The sequence below is a fragment of the Simiaoa sunii genome, from assembly GCF_014337175.1.
In the GTDB taxonomy this organism is placed as follows: Bacteria; Bacillota; Clostridia; order Lachnospirales; family Lachnospiraceae; genus Acetatifactor; species Acetatifactor intestinalis.
Map to the genome: position 1 here is coordinate 3,083,366 of NZ_CP060633.1, position 23,233 is coordinate 3,106,598.

Here is a 23,233-nt window from a genome sequence, read left to right on the forward strand (position 1 = left end):
CCTGTCTATCTTTTTTCAAAAACATAAGCGTAAAAAAAGCTTTACCACACAAATGAATAGCGGTAAAGCTCTTTTTCATTACTATTTTAGGATACGAATATGAGATTCCATATCAAAATCTGTTGTTTCACCATCGTCTGAATAGTACTCATACTGTTTGATCTTTTCTCCAAAGGAATACAACTTTAAATCTTCAAATTTAATATCTTCCACACATTTTCCGCCTTTTGCCACAGGTAGCAGATATCCCTCTCTCAGGAAAACATTCACGGTTCCCATTGGCATATTTACATAGGAAAAACCTTTTTCAAAGATATTACCCTCTTCTATTATTCCATCTTTGAAGACGAGTTGCTTCATTCGTTCCGGGAAATATACAACTCTTCCCGTTACATTCTGTTCACAGACCGGTGCGATCATAATATTTTCTCCAACCAGCAGTTGATCCTCCACCTGTCTGGCTAAATTATCTTTTCCATAAATGAATGACAGTGGATTAAACATCATCGTATTACGAAGTGCTGCTTTCATATATTCACTATAAATATATGGCAGAAGTTGATACCTGGCTCCAATGACACTTGAAAACTTCGGAATGTGAGAAAAGCGATACACTTCCTGTTTTCTGGTTCCTCTGGCTGAATGGTTCCGAAGCAACGGTGTAAATACTGCAAATTCTAACCATCGGAGTAATAAATCCTCTGTTGTATCCGCACCAAATCCACCAACATCCGCACCTGTGTATAAAAATCCACACATATTTAAAGACGGCATCATTTTCACATTCATCCTCAGGTGGGACCACCATGCCATATTGTCTCCCTGCCAGATACCGCCATACCGGTGCATTCCGATATAAGATGCTCTGGAAAACAGCAAAATACGTTTCTCCGGCTGGTAACGTTCAAATGCCTCCGCTGCAGATCTTGTCATATAATATCCGAATAAGTTATGTACCTGATCATGGCGATAGCGTTTTCCTTTATAATTGTGATAAAAAGAAGCGTAATCCTCCGGATTATTGGATATTGTACCGATAAGATCTGTCATCTCAAAAAAAGTATTCACATCCAAATTTTTAGTTTTGTACTCTTCCATCTTATCAAATACTTTTTTCAATCGCTTCTCCGAATAGAAAATAGCCGGTTCATTCATGTCATTCCAAAATCCATCAATTCCCTTATCTATCAGAATTCGATATTTATCTCCAAACCATCTTCTTGCTTCATCATTTAACATATCCGGGAAGCAGCATTTTCCGGGCCATACACCTATAACAAAATCCTCTCCGTTTTCATCCTTGCAAAAATAGCCGTTTTCTTTTCCTTCCTCGTAAACATCATAGCCATCTTCTTTCTTTACACCACCATCGATTATTGGCACAAGATGGATATTTTCCTTCTTCATCTCCTCTACAAGATTTTCAAAATCCGCAAAGCTGTCTCTGTTGATTGTAAAATCCTTGTAGCGTTCCATATAATCGATATCCAGATAAATACTATCTATGGGAATATCGCGTTTTCTGTATTCTCTTACGACCTCACGCACTTCATCCGCTGTCTCATAACTCCAGCGACTCTGTCCATAACCGAATGCCCATTTTGGGGCAATATAGCTTCTTCCTATCATCTCACGGAATTCTCGAACTACATCCTGATAAGTTTGTCCCTCTATCAAATATATTTTATAGTTCTCATTTTCCATTGCGATGCTTAACCGGTCTATATCTGTATAGCCCACATCAAAAGTCACAGTCCCCGGTGTATCTACAAATAACCCGTAAGTTTCATTTGCACCGTCTCCCATCATGATAAAATTATGCGCCCCATACAGAGAATTGGTATGCTCACAATGATTAGGATTATCCGAGCAATTACTTACATAGCGCCATCCCCTTTTGTTCATGCCTCGCACATTTTCTCCCAGGCCATACACAATTTCATCCGTTTTTAACAAATAATGAAATGCATTTCCTTCTTTTTGGAAAATGTCATCCTTCCAGCTGGTTTCTTTTATTTCTTTGACAACGGCATCCGTTTCTATGGGAGTTCCGAATACATATTTTTTAACCATATTTTCTATTTCCGGCTAGCCCTTCACTCCGCCAGCCATTAATCCTTCCTTAAAGTATTTTTGCGCAAGAGCATATATAACAACGATAGGAATCATAGATAATAAACTACCTGCCATCAGTATATTATATTCCGTTCCATATTGTCCATTTAAACTGTTTAAAGCCAATGTCAAAGTCATTTTATTCTTATCATTCAACATAAGCAACGGCCATAAATAATCATTCCAGCTCTCCATAAACGTGGTGATCGTCAACGTTGCTATTGCCGAACCTGATAACGGTAATACCACTGTCCGATAAATTCTGAATAACCCTGCACCATCAAGTTCTGCTGCTTCTATATAGTCGTTGGGGATTCCTCTCATCTGCTGCACCAGCATAAATACAGCGAAAGCTCTGAATAAGGATGGTAAAATCACGCTTGGATATGTATTGATCAACCCGAGATTGTTCATGATCACAAACAACGGTATCATTGTGACCTGTGTAGGAATCATCATAGATGCCAAGTATAATTTAAATACTGTATTTCCATATGGAAATTGTATCTTTGTAAATGCAAATGCTGCCATTGATGCGGACAAAATGGTAACTGCCGTATAACTACAGGTAATAAAAAAGCTATTTAAAATTGCCCTCAAAAAGGGAAATCGAGAGAAGACCATCCGATAGCTGTCCAACGTTGGATTTTGGGGAATCCATTCTATGGGAATCTGCATCAATGCACCTTTGCTTTTCAAAGAGGTTGAAAGCATCCATAAAAACGGGATCATCACAATAACCGCAATCAGACAGGCTAAAAAGTAATTCCATATTATTTTTAATTTTACATTCCATTTACTATGATTCATAATGCACCCACTTATTTTGTAATTTCATCTGAATTAAAGTTAGTATGAATATAATTACGAACAACAGCCAGGAATACGCAGATGCATACCCCATTTTGAAATACTTAAATCCGTATGTGTAAATTCTCTCTACCATAACCTGTGTAGCCCCATTCGGTCCACCTTCTGTCATAATCTGCACCTGTGGGAATAACTGAAACGCATTAATTAAAGCCATAATAATGCAGAAAAACATCGATGGGCTAAGCAGCGGCAAAGTAATTGAGAAAAACTGTTTCATTTTTCCTGCGCCGTCAACGGTTGCCGCCTCATAGTACCCGGTATCAATTGCTTTCAGGCCTGACAGAAGAAATAATCCGTAAAATCCCATATCTTTCCATACAGATGCAAGAACAATTGCCGGCATTGCCCAGACTTTATCTGTAAGCCATCCGGGACCGGATATCCCAATATATCCCAGCAGTTGGTTCAATATGCCATACTGGGGACTTAACACCCATTTCCAGATCAGACTGGCTGCTACCCACGATGTCAATACCGGAATATAGTACATAATCCGGAATGCGGTGATTCCTTTCATGTTTTTATTCAATATAGATGCAATCAGAAGGGACATTATCAAAACCATCGGAATATACAGTACAATATAATAACAGGTATGTCCCAAAACCTTCCAAAATTCTGATGTTCCGAGTATCTGCTTATAGTTATCCAAAAATACAAAATTACTTGCCAGTGTCTTGTAAGATAATTTATCCAGTCCATTCCAGTTTGTAAAACTGATGGCTATAGAAATTATAATTGGCAAAAAGCTAAAAACAATCATCCCAAGAAAGCTGGGAAGCATAAATGGTATGGCATTTTTCAAAGCTCTTTTCTGTCTTTTTTTGCTCATATTTTTTCCTGTCATTTTCAGGATCACTGTCGCATGGCTTACGCCATACGACAGTTTCCTAATTTATAATTTGATTTCTACTGTAACTTAATCTGTGCAGTACACTCTTCCTGGGCCTGATCCAGTGCTTCCTTTACCGTGATTTCACCACTTGCTGCAAGGCTTAATTTATTGGTAATGATATCGGACATTAATGAATAATCTTCAATAATCGGAGCTACTGTCAGGTAATTCAGGGAATCAAATACTGCCTGACGATTCTCGGGAGGGGTCAGCTTCAAATATCCGGAAAGAACATCCTCATTATTGATTGCAGGAAGATCCCAACCTGCATCAATTCTCATCTGTGCTGCAGTATCACTGGATGCAAGCCAGTTGATCCAGGTTGCAGCGGCTTCCTTTTTATCGCTATCCGCATTCACTACAAGCGCATTACTGAAGAAATGTGTTGCTTTCTGTGTTCCACCCGGCTCTACACAAATATCCCAGTTAAAGTCACACGCATCTGCAAATGTATTAAATGCCCAGATACCGGTAGGAATCATTCCAAGTCTTCCACTTTCAAACAGGTCCCAGTCACCCATTCCTCCCATCTGTGCTTCTGTGGGCTGCACATTTGTCTCAGTCACTTTACTGATCATCATTGTAGCGGCTTTCAGATTTTCCTCAGAATTAATTGTGAACTCTGTTTTGTCCTCATTCAAAACTCCACCGCCATACTGCGCAGCTACTTTGAAGAATTCATTAAAGGTGATCGGCTGATAAATGCCATAGATATCGTCACCTAATGCACTGATCTTCTCACACGCTTCCATCGCATCATCCCAGGTCCAATCATCTGTAGGATAAGCAATTCCAGCCTTATCAAATAAATCTTTATTATAAATAAGTACTACATTAGAGAAATTTCCGGGTACACCATACTGCTTACCATCTACGGAAAATGCGTTTAATGCGGTTGTATTATAGCCGCTGGTATCAATTCCTGTAAGCTCAGCCAGAACTCCTTTATTCGCATATGCCGCAAAATTCTCAATGTTCAGTTCATAGCAATCAGGGGCTGTTCCACCGGCTACTCTTGTCTGCATCTGTGTAAAATAGTCGTCATATCCAATCGTTTCAATGTTAACTGTTATATTGGGATATTCTTCGTGGAATGCATCATACATTTTCTGAAGTGTTTCTTCATTGCCACCAGAGGCATTAAAATTAGCATACGTAATTTCTGCCGTTTTTTCCGCTACTTCGGTGTTGGCAAGATCAACAGTCTCCTGCTTACTTTCTGTTGCTGTTGCAGTTGCAGTTCCTTCCGCAGTATTATCATCTGTACTTCCGCAGCCTGTAAGTAAAGAGGTTGCCAATACTCCGGTTAATAAAAGTGACATTAATTTTTTTCTCATAAATGTATCCTCTCCTTTTCATAATTTAAACGGTTAACCTCGCATATTTTACTGTATGAACTCAAAAATGATATTTTGTTCTGTCTCCCCCTTTACTGTTATATTTTTTCCCTTCCAGGTAATATCTATCTGATCGGAAAGAATAGAATCCTTGCCTTCCTTTCCGTAGAGGAAAATCTTATTTTTCCCATCCTGTTCCATTTGAATTGTTGTCCCGGACTTTACATAAACCGGCAATTTGGTCTCAGGATCTGAATCTATCCATTTTTCTCCTTCATAGCACTTATTTGTAAAGAAATCAAACCATTGTCCTTCCGGCAGATACACCTTTCTGGATGTCTGATTTTCTTCCATAAGGGGAGCCACCAGCATACTATTTCCAAACAGGTATTCATCTTCTAAGTTAATTACATTGCTGTCTTCCTGAAAATCATATACTAAAGGGCGCATCATGGGTTTACTTTCTCTTACTGCAATTTGCGCCGTTTGATAAATGTAGGGAATAAGTTCTTCCCTAAGTGTATGCCAGTAACGCATCTCCTCAATAAATTCCGGCTGTCCGTATGCCAAGGCTACATTCCATGGACTTCTTTCATTATTTCCATCACTTCCCGGCATCAATTCCCTGAACTGACCGCCATCCGGTTCCGAATGCCACTGCATTATGGGAGAAAATACTGCCATCTGCGTAGATCTTCTGTATAAATCAATACTCGGAAGCGGTCCTGCAAATCCACCAATATCAAAACTCCAAAAAAGAATACCACTCATGGCTGCGGAAAGGGCTGCCCGCAAGACATTCTTTAATTCCTCATTGGTTGACTGATGGTCTCCTGCCCATAAAATAGGAGTTCCGGAAGCTCCTGCATATCCTGCCCGGCTAAACAGTACTTGTTCTTCCGATATTTCATTACTGTATGCATTCACATAATCCTGACAATACTGATTCTTACCTTCTGCTCCGCTTGTTCCATCCGAAAAATTCACTTCTTCGGAATATATGAACTCTCCACCGTCCGTCTTGAATCCGTCCACGCCAATATCTGACAGGTATTTTCTTTTTTGAAACCAAAACTTCTTCGTTTCTTCATTTGTGAAATCCGGAAGATAAGAGCCTTCAAACCAATTGCCCATCGGTATCTCGTAAGGCGTTCCTGCTTTATTCATTACAAGCAATCCATGCTCCAGTGCATATTCCTTGTCCATGTCAAGCTGTTCCGATACTCTTCCCGGTTCCATTCCTTTAAAAACAGGAATTTGCCAAAGCACTAGTGTACTGACATATTGATATTTAGTTAAATATTTCTGGCTGTTATTGCCGTTTTATGGTACAATAAAAGAAACGGCGGTGATATCCTATGGCAAGACCAAAAAAGTACAAAATCAAACTTACGGATGATGAATTAAAAGAATTTAAATCTGTCATCCGAAAAAATAAAACATCCAAAACAATCCGATGCAGATGCCAGATTATTATTGACCTGGATGAGTCCCACGGAAAAGTATTGACTCATGAGCAGTCTGCAAAATCAAATGGTGTATGTCTGGCAACAGTAACCAATACTGTGAAAAAATATTTTGAGGGTGGTATTGATGCAGTAACTGAGTTTAAGCGTAATGTTAATTCTGATAATGCAAGGCGTGTGCTCGATGGACGTGCTGAAGCCCGTATCATTGAACTTGCCTGTGGTCCGGTGCCGGAAGGACATTCAAGGTGGACCATCCGGCTGCTGGAAGAGAAATCAAAAATTGTTCTTGATACTCCGGTCAGCCGTGAGGCAATCCGAAGAGCCTTAAAAAAAACAAACTTCGACCTCACAAAAACGACTACTGGTGCATCCCCAAAAAAGATGATGCCGAATTTATAGCATGTATGGAAGATGTCCTTGATGTATATGAACTCCCATACAATCCTGAAAGACCAGTTGTATGCATGGACGAAAAGCCTTACCAGTTACTGGGCGATGCAAGGAAACCACTGCCCATGCGTCCGGGTGACAATCAGAAAACAGATTCGGAATATGTCAGGAATGGTACCTGCAGCATATTTGCTTTTGTCGAACCGCTTGGAGGCACTCATCATGTCAGCGTGCGAGAACAACGTACTGCCTTTGACTGGGCAGAAGAGATAAAATATCTCGTTGATGTCATGTATCCTGATGCAGAAAAAGTAATTCTTGTTATGGATAACCTTAACACCCATAAAACGGCGTCCTTGTATAAAAGGTATCCAGCAGATGAGGCAAGACGAATTATCAAGCGTTTGGAAATTCACTATACACCCAAACATGGAAGCTGGCTTGACATTGCAGAAATAGAACTGAATGTAATGACCAGACAGTGTTTGTCACGAAGGATTGAAAACATTGCAAAACTTCGTGGAGAGCTAGCTGCGTGGGAAGTCGAGCGTAATACAGTCGCAGCAAAAGTTAATTGGCAGTTCCGAACTGCCGATGCAAGAGTGAAGTTGAGTTCATTGTATCCTAGGTTTACAACAGCTTCCGAATAGGAAGTTGTTGTAATGCTAAAAATCAATGTGCCAATACACTAGCTTTTTCCCTTTTTCATGAAGCCTCTCGATCATGCGTTTCGGGTTTTTCCAGTATTTACTATTGCTAAAATCAAAATCATCATAGGAAAAACCTTCTGCCGACCTCTTCGGTGAATAGGTAGCTCCGTTCCAAATATAGAAAGTTGCTTCATCACTCCATGCTTCCAATACAATAACACTGGCCGGAAAATGATATTTTTCCAATTCTTCCAGCAATCTGTCTACATCTGCTTCAGAATTCCAGTGATTGGCTGATGCCCATATTCCAAATGCATAACGGGGTGGTATCTGCGGTCTTTTAAACAAACCGGTATAATCACGAATAACCTCACCTATTGTACCCGTAAATACATAGACTTTGGATTCGCCCGGTATCTGACATCGAATTGCATGATCAAGCGTGATTGTCGTTTTCTTCTTTGTCTCAATGTAAATACCCAGTCCCGAATCTGTCACGAAAAAAGGAGTCACACAGTAACTGATATTTCCCTGATTACAGAATTTTTCTATAACCTGTGTCTCTACTGTCTTTCCTTTCTGATTCACTGCGTCGAATTTCTCGCCCAGACCATATACACCTTTATAATCCACATTAATGATTAATTGTGTACCTTCTTTGCGTTCTATCTCTGCATAGGAATCATTTGCCAGTAATATTTTTTTATGATATTCCTGATCTTTTATCGTTTCTAAAATCATAATATCTCCGTTCTTTTTCTTACACTTTGCCTTTCAATTAGTTTTACAGGAAATACTTCTTCCACTTTTTCCATCTGGGGATTTTCAATGTTTTCGATCAATATTTCAACAGCTCTTTCTCCCTTAGCTGAAATAGGTTGTTTTACCGTAGTGAGCCCGGGCGTCGTATACTTGGAAATATCCAGATCATCAAATCCGATGATGGATATATCTTCAGGCACCTGAACACCCTGTTCATAAAACCCCTTCATCAGCCCAATTGCGAGGACATCCGCTGTCGCTACCACTGCTGTAATATCTGCCTTATTATCTACGAACCATTTTGCAGCATTTACTCCGCTTTCATAATCAACCGTCGCTTCATAAAGATTTTCTTTTTGAAATTCCAGTCCATTTTGTTCAATCGCTTTCAGGAAACCTTTATATCGCTTCTGCATAACACCATCTTCCTGAAGATGTCCTGTCACCAATGCAATTTTTTTATGTCCCTGCCGAATCACAAATTCTGTAGCCAGATTAGAGCAATTCTCATCATCAATTCTTAGTTTATGAAAATAGTCATATTTACAATAACTATCAATTAACACTACCGGTACATCCAATGTTTTTAATTCACTAAAAAACTGATTCTGATAAGTACCAATAATAATAACTCCAGCCAAATTTCGTTCCTGGATCAGCTGAAGATAATCTTCAGTTACATCGGTAGCTGAGATAATTACATGGTATCCTCTCTGTCTTGCAGCGTACTCTATGCTCCCCAGTAATTCACTGTAAAAAATATTATGAAACATCAGCTTACTGCCGGGCTCTGTCTGTGGAACGACTACTCCCAGCAATTTAGTATCTTTTACAGTTAATCCTCGTGCATTCAAATCCGGCACGAATCCTAGCTCATCGATTACTGTCAGAATCTTTTGCTTCGTTTCTTCGGATACTTTTTTCTTTCCGTTTAATACATAGGACACTGTCGCTACTGATACGTTTGATGCTGCTGCAACATCCCTGATGGTTACTCTGTTTTTCATACTTTCTCTTTTCATACAGTTTTAATATGCTATGTTAACCGGTTAACTATATTATATTCTCCTATTTTTGAATGTCAATTATTTTTATTTAAAATGATATTTTTTAGATAAAATAAACAAACATTACGTATCGTTTTTATAGATTTTTAACGTTGCTTCTTCAAAGTAATTCATAATACTTTTTTTCTTCTTTATTGATATTTTTTCTCATTAAGTTGAAATCTTGCATTTCCTACCCTTTTCTGCTATTCTTATTGTAATGCCTGCGGATGGTTAAGTTTCCACATGTAGAGCAGGTATTTCGGTTCAAAATGCTATGTATGGGAAGGGTATGGTCATTACATGAAAATACAGGAATCTGCTGAGAATTATCTGGAAACGATCTTAGTGCTGAAGAAAAAGAACGGTGTTGTCCGTTCCATTGATATTGCCAACGATCTGGGTGTGTCCAAGCCCAGCGTCAGCGTAGCTATGAAGAATCTCCGCAATGGGGAATATATTGAAATGGACAAGGAAGGCTACATCACCCTGCTGGATAAGGGGCGGGAAATCGCAGAGAAAATCTATGAACGTCACACATTTCTTACGGACTGGCTGACTTCCATCGGTGTGGATCCCACTGTGGCTGCCGAAGATGCCTGCCGGATTGAGCATGTGATCAGTGCAGAGACTTTCTCCGCCATGAAAAAGACATTGAAGACGAAATAGAACTCACAGTGAATCATTGCATGTTATTTGAAAGCAAGAACTCCCGACGCAATATTGCTCCGGGAGTTTTGTTATTACCATAAGCTCATTACCTGCGCTCATTAAATCTTAATTGTCACCCATTTTCCCTGTCGGAACCGAATCGACGCGAACAGGAATCTGGATACCTGATCCGCCAGAATGCCCATCCAGATACCGGTCATTCCCAGTCCCAGAGTAAACCCGAAAATATAGGATGCCGCCGTACGGATCAGAGTAACGCTGATCGTAGAAGCCACTGCCGTGTATGCCGTATCTCCCGCACCGCGCAGGCAGCCCATGTAGATGACCTGAGACACCTGGAACAGAACAATAATACAAATACAATGAATAATATTCACACCGTATGCAATAATATTTTCCTCTCTAAAGAACATCCGGTAGATGGTCTCCCCACCGAAGAAATAGATAACCGCCAGTGCAACAGAGATTCCCAGACCAATACGTCTACAGATGGCTCCGTAGCTTTTCGCTTTCTCCGGATCACGTTCTCCCAGACTCCGGCCGATCAACGCTACCGCCGCTACCTGCATACCGTCACCGAATGAAAACGTCAGACCGAGGATATTCATGCCTACCTGATGTGCCGCCATGGCTTCCGTACCCATTTTCGCAGCCATCATAGCAGTCGACATGAATCCGATACGCATCAATACCTGCTCAATAAACACGGAATAGCCGACTTTGATGATCTCCAGCAGCGGTTCCATCCGCAGTCTGATGTGATGCTCGATCATGTACGGAATACTGATAAATCCGTCTTTCGGGCAGATTGAGATGATGCTCATCACGCATGCCACTATCGTACCGAATACCGTGGCAATGGCGGCTCCGGTAATCCCCAGTGCCGGAAATCCGAAATGTCCGTTGATCAATAGGTAGTTGCCGCAGATATTCACCAGATTGGAGATCAGATTCGTCCTAAGAGCGATCATCGTATTGCCCGCGCCGCGCTGTGCCGCATTGATTCCCATGGACAATACGTTGAAGATCATGCCACCCATGATGATCCGGTAGTATCTCGCCGCCATGGCATGCGTGTCCTCACTCGATCCGCAGAATTCAATGATCTGATCCGCGAAGCCCACCGTCAGAGCACTGATGATCACCGCTGCCACAATGCAAAAACAGATCGTCATCACCAGAATCTCGTTGGCCGCCTGCTGCCTCTTCTCTCCAAAACGTCTCGCCACCAGGGCGGAGATTGCTACATTCGCTGCGATGAACAGTGCCAGCCCCAGGAATTTCGGCTGTGTGGTCAGACCTACCGCTGCCACCGCATTGGCTCCGAGCGTACTCACCATAAAAGTATCCACCATGCCTGCCAGTGCGATAAAAAAGGATTCACAGACCGCCGGCCACGCCAGCCGGATCGCTTCTTTTGTCAGGGAACCCTGTGTTTGTTCTGTGCTCATAGCTATGTTACCTATTACCTTTTCTTGAATATTTCCTGTTTCTGATAGCCATAATGCTTTATTACACTCTTAATCATACACCAAAACCTCCGTTTGCCGATAGTCCCAAATTTTTGTCCTCATTTTATAGCCAGACACATAATTTTTATCTCATTTTCATACAATACTAATCAGACCATACACGGATATTGACACATGCAAAATCGTATTTTCAAAGGAGGCTCCCATGCAACTCTCCGACAAATTTCACAATATTCACTGGAAAAACCTCATCACTGCCGTTGCCATCCCTCTGGCGGTAGGCGGACTATCCGCCTGGATCACCAAAGACGGCATGAAAGCCTTTGAAGCAGTGAGTCAGCCTCCACTGACGCCGCCCATGTGGCTCTTCCCGGTGGTGTGGAGCATCCTGTTCGTCCTCATGGGAATCGCCTCTTATCTCGTTGTCCTGCAAAAAGGTGAGGACACGAAAGCCCTCACCCTGTATGCTGTACAGCTTATCTTTAATTTTTTCTGGTCCATCTGGTTCTTCAACCTGGGATGGTATCTTTTCGCCTTTTTGTGGCTGGTCGCTCTGTGGATCCTGATCCTCGCCACTACCGTTGCCTTTTACCGCATCTCGAAGCCTGCCGCATGGGTGATGCTGCCTTATCTGGTGTGGGTTGCGTTCGCGGGGTATCTGAATCTGGGGATGTGGTGGCTGAACCGGTGATGATACATGTTGTCAATCACCCTTTTACCGCCCCTGTCATTCCCTGTACAAAGCTCTTCTGTAATGCAAAGAACACTACTAATGTTGGCAAAGTCGAAATCAGAACAGCCAACATCAGCATTCCATAATCAATATAATGTCCGGTGATCATATTAGAAATCATCATAGGCAATGTCTGTGCGCTGTTATCTGACATGATCAATCTTGCCCACATATAATTGTTCCATGCATTCATAAACGTAATGGTAGCACCTGCCGCATAGGTAGCGCCCATGGTAGGTACATACATTTTGAAAAAGATTCCCGTCTCGTTTTCCCCATCAATTCGCGCTGCTTCAATAATCTCTTTTGGAAAATTTTTGCTGTTCTGTCGAAAAAGCATAATCAGAAACACCGTGGAAACAGAGGGCAAGATAAAGCCCAAGGTACTGTTGAGCAGTCCTGTTCTTGCATAAGCCTGATAAAGAGGAATGATCGTTGCCACAAATGGTACCATCATGGTCAACATTAACAGGCCGAACAATTTGTCCTTAAATCGATCATGGAAAATTTCAAATCCGTAACCTGCAATAGAACATACAATCATTGCCACAACTGTAGTTACCACAGAATATTTTACACTGTTTAAGCAAGTACGCCCTACATCATAATTTTCTGTCAGTGTTTTCCAATTTTCCAGCAAATGGCTTCCCGGAGTCAACACACCACTTACAATATCCACACTGGAATTCGTTGCAGCAATAACCACCCAGATCAGAGGAAATACACAAAACAGACTAAACAGAATCAATATAGCATTCTTAACGCCTCTTCCGATCCAATATTTTGTCTTATTCACGCCTGTCACCTGCTTTCATCTGAATCATTGTCAGTGATCCCACTACAATCAATACGATTACAGAAAGAGCACATGCATAACCGAAGTTGGGAACACCACCAAACGCAAGACTGTATATATAATGCGCAATGGGCATAGTTGCATTGCCGGGTCCGCCATTCGTAAGATTGACAGACTCATCATATACCTGAATAGCAGCATTCACAGACATTACCAGGGTAAACACCAATGTAGGTTTTAACAACGGTACCGTTATCTTGAAAAATCTTTGTAGTGCCGTAGCTCCGTCCACCTTTGCTGCTTCGTACAGACTAATGTCAATTGATTGCAGTGCCGCCAGATAAAAGATCATCTGATAGCCCAGATTTTTCCATACACGGATCATCATCAATATGATTTTTGCACTGACCGGTCTTCCGAGAAAATTATATCCTGTTTCTAAAATTCCCAACTGAATCAACACAGAATTCACAAATCCATCTGTTGCAAACAAAGATCGAAAGATCACGGCAGATGCTACCATAGATACTGCTGCCGGCACAAAAATACATGTTCTGTAGATTCCTTTCAGCTTTAACTTGGGATCATTCAAAAGAACCGCCAGAATCAATGCCAGCACAATAATAAGGGGCACGGTAACAACCACATATTCCAATGTCACCATTAACGCATCCTTACATTTGCTGTCTTCCAGAATCCTTGCATAATTTATAAATCCGGCAAATCTCATATTCCCTGTCTTTCCTGTTTGGAAAGACATCAGAATTGCCTTGATGATCGGTATGAAATTCATAAGAAATATTAGAATTACGGCGGGCGTCAGAAACGCCCAGCCGGTCATATTTTGTTTTTCTCTGACAGAAAATTTCATAGATTACTGCTCCATTTCAAAAGAAACTGTTTCTTCTGCTTTCTTTAACTCTTCTATAATATCTTTGCCGGAATAAGCTGCATTGGTAATTGCTGTACATACCGCATTTCTGGAAGAAGAATCATAGGCACTAATCACACTGGAAGGCACTTTAGCCGTGTAATCCACAATCATGGAATAAATCGGCTGATCACTGAAATAAGCTACGGGCTGCTTATAAGTGTCAGAATTACCTGCGGGAATCCATGTAGCAATAGCTACTGTAGGAAGAATTTCATCATACAGTTCAGTGCTTCCAGCAAATGTGGAATTGAAGAAATCGACTGCTAAATCCACATTTTTGCGAGCTGAGGTGATAGTCCATGTAGAACCACCCTGGCTGGAATAATTTGTTGCACCTTCCACACCATCCACACTGGGAATGTTTGTAATTTCCCATAATCCACTCTGGTCTTCCGCCATCTGAATACTGGACATAATCCAGCAACCGTTCATAGCACCTGCCACGTTACCGTTATTGATATTTCCGATATAGGTATCCCAACCGATTTCTTCCTGGAATACACCCTTGTCCAACATCTCAAGATATATCTGACTGATTTTCTGAATCTTCTCATTATTTGCAATGTTCAGGTTGCCTGCTTCATCAAAATAACCGCCTCCGCAGGATTTCAACATTACAGAAAATTGATTGTATGCTCCCAGTCCATTCAATAAAGATTTTCCTGTTTTTTCTTTTACTACAACTGCCTTTTCAATCCATTCACTCCAAGTAATATCTGTGAAATCATCAATGGTATATCCCGCATCTGCAAGAATATCCGTACGATACGCTGCAATTGCCGCTCCGGAATCAAAAGGAATTCCATAATTTCTGCCATCCACCAAAGAGCATGCAACCTTTGCCTCTGCAAAAGAAGAAAAATCAATTCCTACATCTGTCAGATCCATCAATACACCTTGAAAGGAAGACGCTGCCTGCGCAACCAGTGCATCATCAAACAAGATAATATCCGGTAATACTTCCTCCGTATTACCTGCCGCAGTAGCTGTTGCGAGCTTCTGATAGATATCTGACTGGGAAATCTCTACAACTTCCAATTCAAAATTGGGATGATCTTTTTTATAAATATCTGCTGCGGTATTCACTGCATTAATATTAAAAGCCGGATCCCAACACCATACAGTCAGCTTTCCTTCCAGTACAGGAGTCTCCTGTGCAACAGTTTCCTCAGTTGTTTTGCTTTCTTCAGGAACAGATGTCTGCGCATCCTGCGTGTCTCCGCATCCGGTCAATATACCGGCCGCCATTGCAACGGTCATAACTAAAGCCAATAATTTTTTCTTCACTTTCTTATCCTCCCTGTTGTCTGTAATTTTTATAGGCGCTCAACGCTTTTGTATAATGCAATTTCTTTTTTTCCACCAGATTGGCAGCTCCCAGCGGATACCCGTCCGGTACAGCAGCTCTGTTTACTTCCGGTTCCCAATAAATCATCCCTTTTAATGCATGATTTTCTACGCTGTCTGTTAATTCCAAAGTATCGAAAAGCAAACGATATGTTTCCTCTTCCTCACTGTCAACACCACCAATCTCACTTAGCACAATATCTTTGCCATAAAGTCGATGTATCTCATTTAATACTTTCAAGAATTCCTGCGGTTTGTGTTTTTCCCGAAACCATGCCGGATAGTATGATAAGCCAATCATATCGGTTTTCCCCTGATATCGGAAGTACACATCAAAAAACTCTGTGACATATTCCAAAATATGTCCTGCCGATACATGCGTCACTACCTGTGTATCCGGGAATACCGATTTCACGGCATCATAACCGCAATTTAAAATTTCCACCATCTCTTGCGGGTGTTCTCTGATACTGCCTAGCGGAAATAATAATCCATTATTAATCTCATTTCCTACCTGAACATATTCCGGCACAATTCCCTCTTTTTTCAATGCACACAATACTGTGTGGGTATGTTCTGCCACCTTCTCGCGAATTTGTGTATTATCCAGTTCAGTCCATTCCTTGGGAATATCCTGGAATACCGGATCCGCGAAATGGTCACTGTAGTGAAAATCCACCATCAGTTTCATTCCATGCTGTTTTACTCTTGCCGCCATACTTACCACACTGTCCTGATCGCAAAACCCAAGCATGACCAGTCCGCCTTCTATTCTATGACCTTTAATCTCTCTATCCGGCTTAATCCAAAATCCGTATGTCGGCGGGTTCACAAACACTCTGAGCCTTACTGTATTTGCTCCCATTTCTTTTGCCGCCTGAATAGGATCTATATTTTTTTTATTGATATCGACCCATTGATAACCGATAGATTCCAGTTGTGATATCCATCCCAGATCTACCCCCAAGATCATATCCTCTCTCAAGTTACCCTCCTTCCACTTTTATTTCTGCGCATCCATGAAAAGTTTTTGTTGTTATAAACATCTTACTTTTTAACGATGAAAAAAACAATGACACTGACCGACCAGCCTGCTATAATATATAACATATATGGGAATGAAGAAAGGAGAAGCCCTGTGAATACTTCTTATTCAAATGTTGCTTCGCTTGTAAATAACAGCAAAAACTCGATCCATGTAGAGGTAAATGAGCTTAACAGTACGCTCTATCAGATCAAGACGCCCTTCCAGTTAACCTACATTGCCTATAACCCGGATCTTATTCCTCAATCGATGAATATTACAACATTATCAGGCAAATATTCTCATCAATATACTTTAAAACTTTCCGATGTAAAGATTCAGTACGACAAACGCATCTTACATTTTCATGATTATTTTGAACTGGTAGTTGTCTTGGACGGCACCATGACTCAATTAATTGAAGACAAAGAATATCATTATCCTGCCGGTTCTTGTTGTCTTATAAACCGCAGTCTATATCACAGTGAATATTACACGAATTCCACACGCGTACTGTTTATCGGCTTCTCGGCAGAATTTATTCGGGGATTATTTGAGGACTGTGCTTTGGCTGATTTTTCGCAGGAAAAGGATATTCTCAACAGTGATTTCTACAAATTTATTATGGATGATCTGGAGCATCCCGGTGGAAAAACGTACCTTGACTATATCCCTGCGATTAAAAATCAGACCAGTACTAACCTGCTTCATGACATCAATTCCCGCCTAATGGATATCTTATTACATCCGGTCTTCGGAGCAACGCATCAGATCAAGGGACTATTCTCTCTGCTAATCTCCGTGTTATCGGATTACACTTATTTTCACTGTACCCGCATGGACTTGGAGCAAACCGCAGACGCCTTGGTTTTTGCCCGAATCAGTCACTTTATTGAAGAAAAATACGGACGCATCAGCAGAGATGAGTTGTCCGGACTATTGAATTACAGCGGCGATTATATCAATCGCATTGTGCGCAAATTCACCGGTCTGTGCCTGTTTGACTATTCTATGAATTTCTGTATGAAAAAAGCAGCAGAGGAATTACTCTATTCCCAAAAGACCATCAACGAAATCGCAGAAGAACTACACTTTTCGAATAAAACCCATTTTTATAAGATTTTCAAAGAAAAATACGGCATCACGCCGAAAGAATTCCGGGCAAACAAAGACTCTGCACAAAAAATTTAGAATTGTGCGGAGTCTTATTTGCCACTTCTTCCAATACCTTAAAGTCAAAACCTGATGATATTTCCGATTGCATTCGTATTTTAGGTTAAAAAATGTGGGAAGACTAAGCTTCCCACTCATTAATGTTCATTATACAAATCTTCTATTTCTCTCTTTTCCCAATCTCTAACATCTTCGTTTTTCCACAGCAGGAAAAAGCGTCCCATGAAATTAATTGTATCTCGCGATTTCCCCACATTACATATAAAACAGGATTCCGCATCCGGATTATTTCCCCTTTCTCCGCCATATCTCTTTATGATTTCCGTCTCCATCACTGCCACGTATCCTACCAGTCTCTCCTCTATTTCTTCTAAAGGATGCTTACGGGCTTCCTCCACCCCAGCAGCAATTTTCTCCCATAATTCCACAATGTTACATTTTTCCGGATGCAATTCTTTACTGTATTTTTGTTCCAATTCATCATAATGCTCCATCATCAGTAAATAATGTTTTCTGTTGGGAATCCTGTTTTTATAATCTGTAACGATTTTTTCAAAGATTTCATTTCCGTTTAATTCCAATATATCCCGGAAATCATATAATGTGTCTTTATATGCTTTCTCCTTCTTTTCTTCCGTTTCCTTCCGGCAATAATCCCAGTCCCATACGCTTGTCCTCGGGACAGTCAAAGTATCCATAAACTGCTCTGCCTGCACATCATAACCTTTTCCAAAAATCCCTATGTGCATGTGAAGTCTTCCGTTTGCATCAGAAATGCATATTTCTAATACTGCTCCCTCTATTTCTTTTCGATAATACCAATCTCCACGCTCATACTTCGCTAATATAAAACCATTTTTATCCATATACGGATCCATTATTTCTTTTACGATTCTTCTTTTATTCATTACACGATTCTCCGATAATGATCTTTTCCCCTTTTGTTAACCGCTTTTCTAACGTTTTTACTTCAACATGCTCTATCGCTTAAACACTCAATCAGCTCATAGTTTTTTACATATCTATACATTCCCCTGAAATGCCGGACACATTCTTTCGATTTCCCCACGGCTGATTCCATATTTTCCGGCAAGTGACCGCCAATTATCTGCTACCGTTTTCCTAATAGCGGTGACATTTTTCTTCGCCTGTTCTGTTGATATCTCATAGTAAGGCGCTGCCTCTATCGCCAAATCAAAATCTATCACAGAATTATCTTCGTCCACATTCAGTGATAAAAATTCTCCATAAATATCCGGATTCACATCATACATCGGAGAAAGTACCCACCCTTTCTCCTCCAGAATAAATCCATGATTTCTGAAATGATCGTCTGTATTGGACACTGCCATGCTAAACACAATACGCTTCCACAATTCCTGTATATCTTTTTTAGGTGTTGCTCCGTTTGCTTTCAGAAAAGAAACTATTTCAAGATAACTACTTCCGTCCGCTGCGTTTGCACCATCCTTTTTACCAAGCATAGTCATTGCTGAAGAAAAGTGAATTCTTCGGCTTTCTATTCTGTCAAATCGCTTTACAAGAAATGTCGTTCCCAATCTGGAAAATTTTTCAGCTTTTGCCTCCGGAACATTAATTCCACACATAACAGCCAGTTCATGTACTACCATTTCCCATGCCCCGGAATTAAAATCATCATGTTTAGACGGAAATTTGGCAATCCAAAGTGAGCCATCCGTCGCCAGCACAGAGGCTTTGGGTCTCGCCCCTCCCAAAGAAGATCCGGGAGCAAGTAATTGCTTTAACCATTTCTCATTCAGCCCCTTTTCATCATTTTCAAACGCAATCGATGCCTGTTCGAGTTCTCTTAATGACGTCCACGGTGGTGTTGCAAATTCCCTGTCATTGGACAAGAATTCACCTTCCAACTCCGTTTTAAAACGCAATCCGCCCATTCTTGCTTCATCATACACTCCCAGAAGATAATCACTGTCTAAAAGCTTTCTAGGTTTTTCACCTGCATTTTTGGCACGCAATTCCTCTCTGCGTTTCATCAAACGCTGTCCCCATCTATCAGGGCAGGAATCGGCAAATACTCCGAATATCTTCTTATCATCGTGAATATATTGCCTTCCCTTATACATCTGTAAATCGGGATCTAATATCATATTTCCCTTTTCCAGCCATTTCTGATCATACTCAAAAGAGTAAAATTCCTTTCCTCTCGTCTGCGAAACATAGATTGTACCTATAATTTCTTCGTGATAAGGCTGAAAATCAGCAAAAACAAAAATCTTTTTTTCTTTATCCACTCCCTATCCCCTCCTGGGTGCGCGCTTTCTTACAGGCAAATCAAGATCCTGTAATTTCCGTCCCAATTCATCATCTTTAGCAACAAGCAGTAAATCCTTATCCATATAATTCAATGCATGAAGCACAGCCGCATAGCACCCCATTGCCACAGAAGGTGAGCCTTTTTCTATGGATACTAAAGTAGCTCTGCTGATTCCTGCTCTTTCCGCAACCAATTCCGACGTCAATTTTCTGCGCAGCCTTGCATACTTTATCTGTAGTCCCATTTGCTCAAGTATTTTTTCTGTTTCAGGCAACAACACTATTGTTTTTTTCGGCATAATCCTATCTCCTTATGTAAATATTATTAAACATTTATATCTACTTTGTCAAATTTTATTTACACTATTGAAAAATATCTCTGTCACGGATCCGACAGAGATATTATATAGTATGCCTATTACTCCGTTATCCTATAACGAATAACATACTGTCAAATATTACGCACAGCAATCTGTTAGCTGCTCTCCATTGTTTTGCAGAAATTAATTAGATTCAACTTCCGGTGCTACATCCTCTGCCTGAATCTCCGGCTCGGTATCGGCGATTTCAATCTGATCCGCCAAGTCCATGCAATCTATATAATGATCTCCTATACGGAACGCATAGAAACTTCTGTAATCCGAGGTCATAGAGTCTGTATCCTGATGCTTTCCGGCATTATTATCCTGAAAATATTTCGGAAGGTAATCAGACTGCATATGTATGTCCTTTGCGTCCATGTTCTGCAGATAAACATAAATAATGGTATTACTGTCGTCTAACGTGATGGCATATTCATATCGGTCGATCCAATTTGCCATTGCCACATACGCAACGCTGCAATAATTTTCTTCATCCTGATAGAGCATATTCGTCTGATCCTGATAAGAAAATTCCAAATTACGCAGACGTTCTGTTTCTGCCTCATACTGTTCCCTGGTATATTGATTTTCCAAATAGATCTGGCAGGTTGCTGCAAATATTTCATCACGGGTCTGATAATAAAAATCTTGTGAAACGGTGTCCATATCTGCGGAAGGAAACACCGCTAACGGGCTGTAGACTCCCTTTCCCTCTAATTTGTGGTATGCTTCTCCCTCCCGGGAAGTGATTCTTGTCCCATAAATAAAATGATAGCATACGTAAGACAAAATTGTCCCCAACACAAGCACTGCTGCCACAACTGCTGCCACAACCGCAAATACTACTTTCTGCTTTTTGGTCATCTTTTTGTTTCTCCCCCAATTGTCTTCTATTTTCTTCTCTCGCAATATTTTCTTCCGTAAATGAAAAATACGGAATCTCCAGCTCTTCAACATTACCTTCGTTTGCATTCAACTATTCCCTATAGTCCGTCTCATCGCCTTACATATTTTCAAAAAATTTCTAATCCTCTACAATCTCTTCTCCATAATCATAGATAGGCATCTGACCGGAAACATAAACATCAACATTATAGATTTCACCGGTTGCTTCCCCCGGTATGCCGAATTCATGGAAACATTCTCCTAAAGCATAACGATAAATGGTATATCTCTCTTTGCCTATATAAGTATGTTTTTCATAAGAATCTCCATATTGTTCGACCATTTGAGAATAAGTATTTCCGGAATATATGCCTCTCGAGGTATGTGCAAATGTTTCATTACTGCTGATTCTTATTCTGACACATTCTTTTTCAAGAAAATAAACTTGTATAAATTGAGCTTCCCCATCACCTACGTTATAATAATAATCATATTTTTTGTTATCCGAATCCTCAACCTTTTCATACAACAGCCCCATCTTGTCCAGCTTCCCCAATATTTCCTGCTCACCTTCATATAAGGAAACTGAAAAATCTCCTATATTGATAACGACATCCATATCTATCTGTGCATTTGTTGCATTTGGCATTTCATCAATTTTGTTCCTTATAGCCGCTGCTGTTTCTTCTATACTTTTTTCTCCGTTAAAATAATACAACGCCTCTTCCTGCGTAATCCCTATGAAAGGAAGGTCACTGCGCTGCATTACCTTCGTATTATTTATCATCTCCCTTACATCCTGTATATCCTCATCTTGTGCCGCATAAACATTTTCATAGGTACCGCCAATTTCGTATGTCAGAATAGGAAGTTTCTCTCTTTTTCCATCCGATGTCTGATAATATTCCTGCTTTCTGCTATCACTAAGCTGTTGATCCAGCACATCTTGCAATATTGAGAAATTCCAATTGGGAGCAATGGTTTTCTGTCCTTCCTCCGTAAAATAGCTTTCCACAAACTTCCATGCTTCTTCTTTGTGCGCGCTTTGACTGTTAATGGCGAAACAGTTGTCAAAAATAAATATTCTTCCCTTTCCCTCTGCTCCCGGAAATCCTGTATAGACTGCATCCTCACCCCATACGGATTTTTTATATAAATATTGTTGCATGTCACCTATGCACTCAAGATTGAATGGAATTTTTCCTTCCCGCATCAAAAGGTCATTCGTTTGAAACATCGCCTGTTGCGGTAATTGTTCTGCAATTTTTATATATTGTTCCAATCTGTTATCTTCCGTTTCCCCGGAATATCCTCCGCAGATTGCCCCTTCCTGTAAAAATAAATCCCGCGAAATCATAGGATCCTCTTCACATTCCCGAACGGCCCGCAAGGCTTCCTCGAAGGTAAAATTTTCTTTGTTACTGCACCATTTTTCTTTTGTTATCAATGTATATAACACAAAATTCGTTGGCAACATATACAAGCCACCATCCGCTGTCAAAACCTGATACGCGGAATCAACGATGTCCTCTTCCCCAATCACATCACTTTTCTCCAGATAGGGAATAAGATTCTCTATTGCGCCCTTTTCTCTAAGCACTTCCACATCCATCTCATCTGTCGAAAAACTAATGATATCAGGTCCTTTTCCTGTCAAAATATCATCATACAAACGACTAATTCCGTCGCTTGTATTTTCTTCGTAATAATCATGTATTGTGATTGTTATTCTGTCATTTTTACTATTAAAATCTGCTATTGCTTCCTGTAATGTCGACGCTCCCCCTATATCTCCAAGTATAATCTCCGTTTTAGGTTCTTCCAGCACAATTGTAGCAGTCTCTTTCTCCCATGCAGATGTTTTCGTCCCGGTGTTTATTTCTCCACATCCCATTAACAGCAAAGATGATACTGTACCTACAAGCAATAATGCTATTGTTTTAAAAGTTTTCATTCGTAATCCCCTCGCACGTCATCGCAATATCATTCTTTTTCCAACAGGT

Annotated in this window: 22 protein-coding genes; 5 read left to right on the top strand and 17 right to left on the bottom strand. The window is 40.5% G+C overall.

Annotation, left to right across the window (positions count from 1 at the left end):
- Positions 1–81: 81 nt before the first annotated feature.
- The 5 genes from H9Q77_RS14245 to H9Q77_RS14265 form a co-directional block, all read right to left on the bottom strand.
- On the bottom strand, positions 82–2,073 hold the full coding sequence (locus tag H9Q77_RS14245) for a glycoside hydrolase family 31 protein (RefSeq protein ID WP_249325980.1): 1,992 nt from the start codon (positions 2,071–2,073) through the stop codon (positions 82–84).
- 15 nt (positions 2,074–2,088) lie between these two features.
- On the bottom strand, positions 2,089–2,925 hold the full coding sequence (locus H9Q77_RS14250; protein ID WP_118547675.1) for a carbohydrate ABC transporter permease: 837 nt from the start codon (positions 2,923–2,925) through the stop codon (positions 2,089–2,091).
- On the bottom strand, positions 2,915–3,820 hold the full coding sequence (locus tag H9Q77_RS14255; RefSeq protein WP_118547676.1) for a carbohydrate ABC transporter permease: 906 nt from the start codon (positions 3,818–3,820) through the stop codon (positions 2,915–2,917). Before H9Q77_RS14255 ends, H9Q77_RS14250 begins: the two co-directional genes overlap by 11 nt.
- 77 nt (positions 3,821–3,897) lie before the next feature.
- Positions 3,898–5,220, bottom strand: coding sequence for an ABC transporter substrate-binding protein (locus tag H9Q77_RS14260; protein ID WP_249325981.1), 1,323 nt, complete (start codon positions 5,218–5,220; stop codon positions 3,898–3,900).
- 48 nt (positions 5,221–5,268) lie between these two features.
- Complete coding sequence (locus tag H9Q77_RS14265; RefSeq protein WP_249325982.1) at positions 5,269–6,459, bottom strand: TIM-barrel domain-containing protein; 1,191 nt, start codon at positions 6,457–6,459, stop codon at positions 5,269–5,271.
- A 119-nt stretch (positions 6,460–6,578) separates the two neighbouring features.
- On the opposite strand from H9Q77_RS14265, the gene H9Q77_RS14270 reads away from it, so the two are divergent.
- On the top strand, positions 6,579–7,088 hold the full coding sequence (locus H9Q77_RS14270) for a helix-turn-helix domain-containing protein (protein WP_006855777.1): 510 nt from the start codon (positions 6,579–6,581) through the stop codon (positions 7,086–7,088).
- Complete coding sequence (locus H9Q77_RS14275) at positions 7,058–7,729, top strand: IS630 family transposase (RefSeq protein WP_134523031.1); 672 nt, start codon at positions 7,058–7,060, stop codon at positions 7,727–7,729. The genes H9Q77_RS14270 and H9Q77_RS14275 overlap by 31 nt, the downstream gene beginning before the upstream one ends.
- A 15-nt stretch (positions 7,730–7,744) precedes the next feature.
- On the opposite strand, the gene H9Q77_RS14280 is transcribed toward H9Q77_RS14275, so the two are convergent.
- Positions 7,745–8,470 (bottom strand): TIM-barrel domain-containing protein, encoded by a 726-nt coding sequence (locus tag H9Q77_RS14280; protein ID WP_249325983.1) that lies wholly within the window; start codon positions 8,468–8,470, stop codon positions 7,745–7,747.
- On the bottom strand, positions 8,467–9,498 hold the full coding sequence (locus H9Q77_RS14285; RefSeq protein ID WP_118547679.1) for a LacI family DNA-binding transcriptional regulator: 1,032 nt from the start codon (positions 9,496–9,498) through the stop codon (positions 8,467–8,469). The genes H9Q77_RS14280 and H9Q77_RS14285 overlap by 4 nt, the downstream gene beginning before the upstream one ends.
- A gap of 342 nt (positions 9,499–9,840) precedes the next feature.
- On the opposite strand from H9Q77_RS14285, the gene H9Q77_RS14290 reads away from it, so the two are divergent.
- The gene (locus H9Q77_RS14290) at positions 9,841–10,206 is read left to right on the top strand and encodes a metal-dependent transcriptional regulator (RefSeq protein ID WP_118548096.1); all 366 of its coding nucleotides are present in this window, start codon (positions 9,841–9,843) and stop codon (positions 10,204–10,206) included.
- Positions 10,207–10,307: 101 nt separating this feature from the next.
- Here H9Q77_RS14290 and H9Q77_RS14295 read toward each other — a convergent pair whose 3' ends face one another.
- Positions 10,308–11,660 (bottom strand): MATE family efflux transporter, encoded by a 1,353-nt coding sequence (locus H9Q77_RS14295; protein ID WP_249325984.1) that lies wholly within the window; start codon positions 11,658–11,660, stop codon positions 10,308–10,310.
- A gap of 226 nt (positions 11,661–11,886) precedes the next feature.
- On the opposite strand from H9Q77_RS14295, the gene H9Q77_RS14300 reads away from it, so the two are divergent.
- A complete protein-coding gene (locus tag H9Q77_RS14300; protein WP_249325985.1) occupies positions 11,887–12,372 on the top strand; it encodes a TspO/MBR family protein in 486 nt (161 codons plus the stop codon).
- Between the two features lie 16 nt (positions 12,373–12,388).
- Here H9Q77_RS14300 and H9Q77_RS14305 read toward each other — a convergent pair whose 3' ends face one another.
- The 4 genes from H9Q77_RS14305 to H9Q77_RS14320 all read right to left on the bottom strand — a co-directional run bounded on the left by H9Q77_RS14305 (position 12,389) and on the right by H9Q77_RS14320 (position 16,476).
- Positions 12,389–13,210 carry a carbohydrate ABC transporter permease gene (locus tag H9Q77_RS14305; protein ID WP_249325986.1) on the bottom strand — a complete coding sequence of 274 codons (822 nt, stop codon included), beginning with the start codon at positions 13,208–13,210 and terminating at the stop codon, positions 12,389–12,391.
- On the bottom strand, positions 13,203–13,940 hold the full coding sequence (locus tag H9Q77_RS14310) for a carbohydrate ABC transporter permease (protein ID WP_330595973.1): 738 nt from the start codon (positions 13,938–13,940) through the stop codon (positions 13,203–13,205). The genes H9Q77_RS14305 and H9Q77_RS14310 overlap by 8 nt, the downstream gene beginning before the upstream one ends.
- A 144-nt stretch (positions 13,941–14,084) precedes the next feature.
- Positions 14,085–15,431 (bottom strand): ABC transporter substrate-binding protein, encoded by a 1,347-nt coding sequence (locus H9Q77_RS14315; RefSeq protein WP_249325987.1) that lies wholly within the window; start codon positions 15,429–15,431, stop codon positions 14,085–14,087.
- Positions 15,432–15,435: 4 nt separating this feature from the next.
- On the bottom strand, positions 15,436–16,476 hold the full coding sequence (locus tag H9Q77_RS14320) for a glycosyl hydrolase 53 family protein (protein WP_118548102.1): 1,041 nt from the start codon (positions 16,474–16,476) through the stop codon (positions 15,436–15,438).
- 153 nt (positions 16,477–16,629) lie between these two features.
- Here H9Q77_RS14320 and H9Q77_RS14325 point away from each other — a divergent pair, with 153 nt between their 5' ends.
- Positions 16,630–17,706 carry an AraC family transcriptional regulator gene (locus H9Q77_RS14325; RefSeq protein ID WP_249325988.1) on the top strand — a complete coding sequence of 359 codons (1,077 nt, stop codon included), beginning with the start codon at positions 16,630–16,632 and terminating at the stop codon, positions 17,704–17,706.
- Positions 17,707–17,825: 119 nt separating this feature from the next.
- Here the strand turns inward: H9Q77_RS14325 and H9Q77_RS14330 are convergent, their stop codons facing one another.
- The 5 genes from H9Q77_RS14330 to H9Q77_RS14350 all read right to left on the bottom strand — a co-directional run bounded on the left by H9Q77_RS14330 (position 17,826) and on the right by H9Q77_RS14350 (position 23,184).
- Positions 17,826–18,596 (bottom strand): hypothetical protein, encoded by a 771-nt coding sequence (locus H9Q77_RS14330; RefSeq protein WP_118548106.1) that lies wholly within the window; start codon positions 18,594–18,596, stop codon positions 17,826–17,828.
- A 114-nt stretch (positions 18,597–18,710) separates the two neighbouring features.
- On the bottom strand, positions 18,711–19,961 hold the full coding sequence (locus tag H9Q77_RS14335; protein ID WP_249325989.1) for a type II toxin-antitoxin system HipA family toxin: 1,251 nt from the start codon (positions 19,959–19,961) through the stop codon (positions 18,711–18,713).
- 3 nt (positions 19,962–19,964) lie between these two features.
- Positions 19,965–20,282 (bottom strand): helix-turn-helix domain-containing protein, encoded by a 318-nt coding sequence (locus tag H9Q77_RS14340; protein WP_022154457.1) that lies wholly within the window; start codon positions 20,280–20,282, stop codon positions 19,965–19,967.
- Positions 20,283–20,486: 204 nt separating this feature from the next.
- A complete protein-coding gene (locus tag H9Q77_RS14345; RefSeq protein ID WP_118548108.1) occupies positions 20,487–21,209 on the bottom strand; it encodes a hypothetical protein in 723 nt (240 codons plus the stop codon).
- Positions 21,210–21,369: 160 nt separating this feature from the next.
- Positions 21,370–23,184 carry an ABC transporter substrate-binding protein gene (locus H9Q77_RS14350; RefSeq protein ID WP_249325990.1) on the bottom strand — a complete coding sequence of 605 codons (1,815 nt, stop codon included), beginning with the start codon at positions 23,182–23,184 and terminating at the stop codon, positions 21,370–21,372.
- Positions 23,185–23,233: the final 49 nt, after the last annotated feature.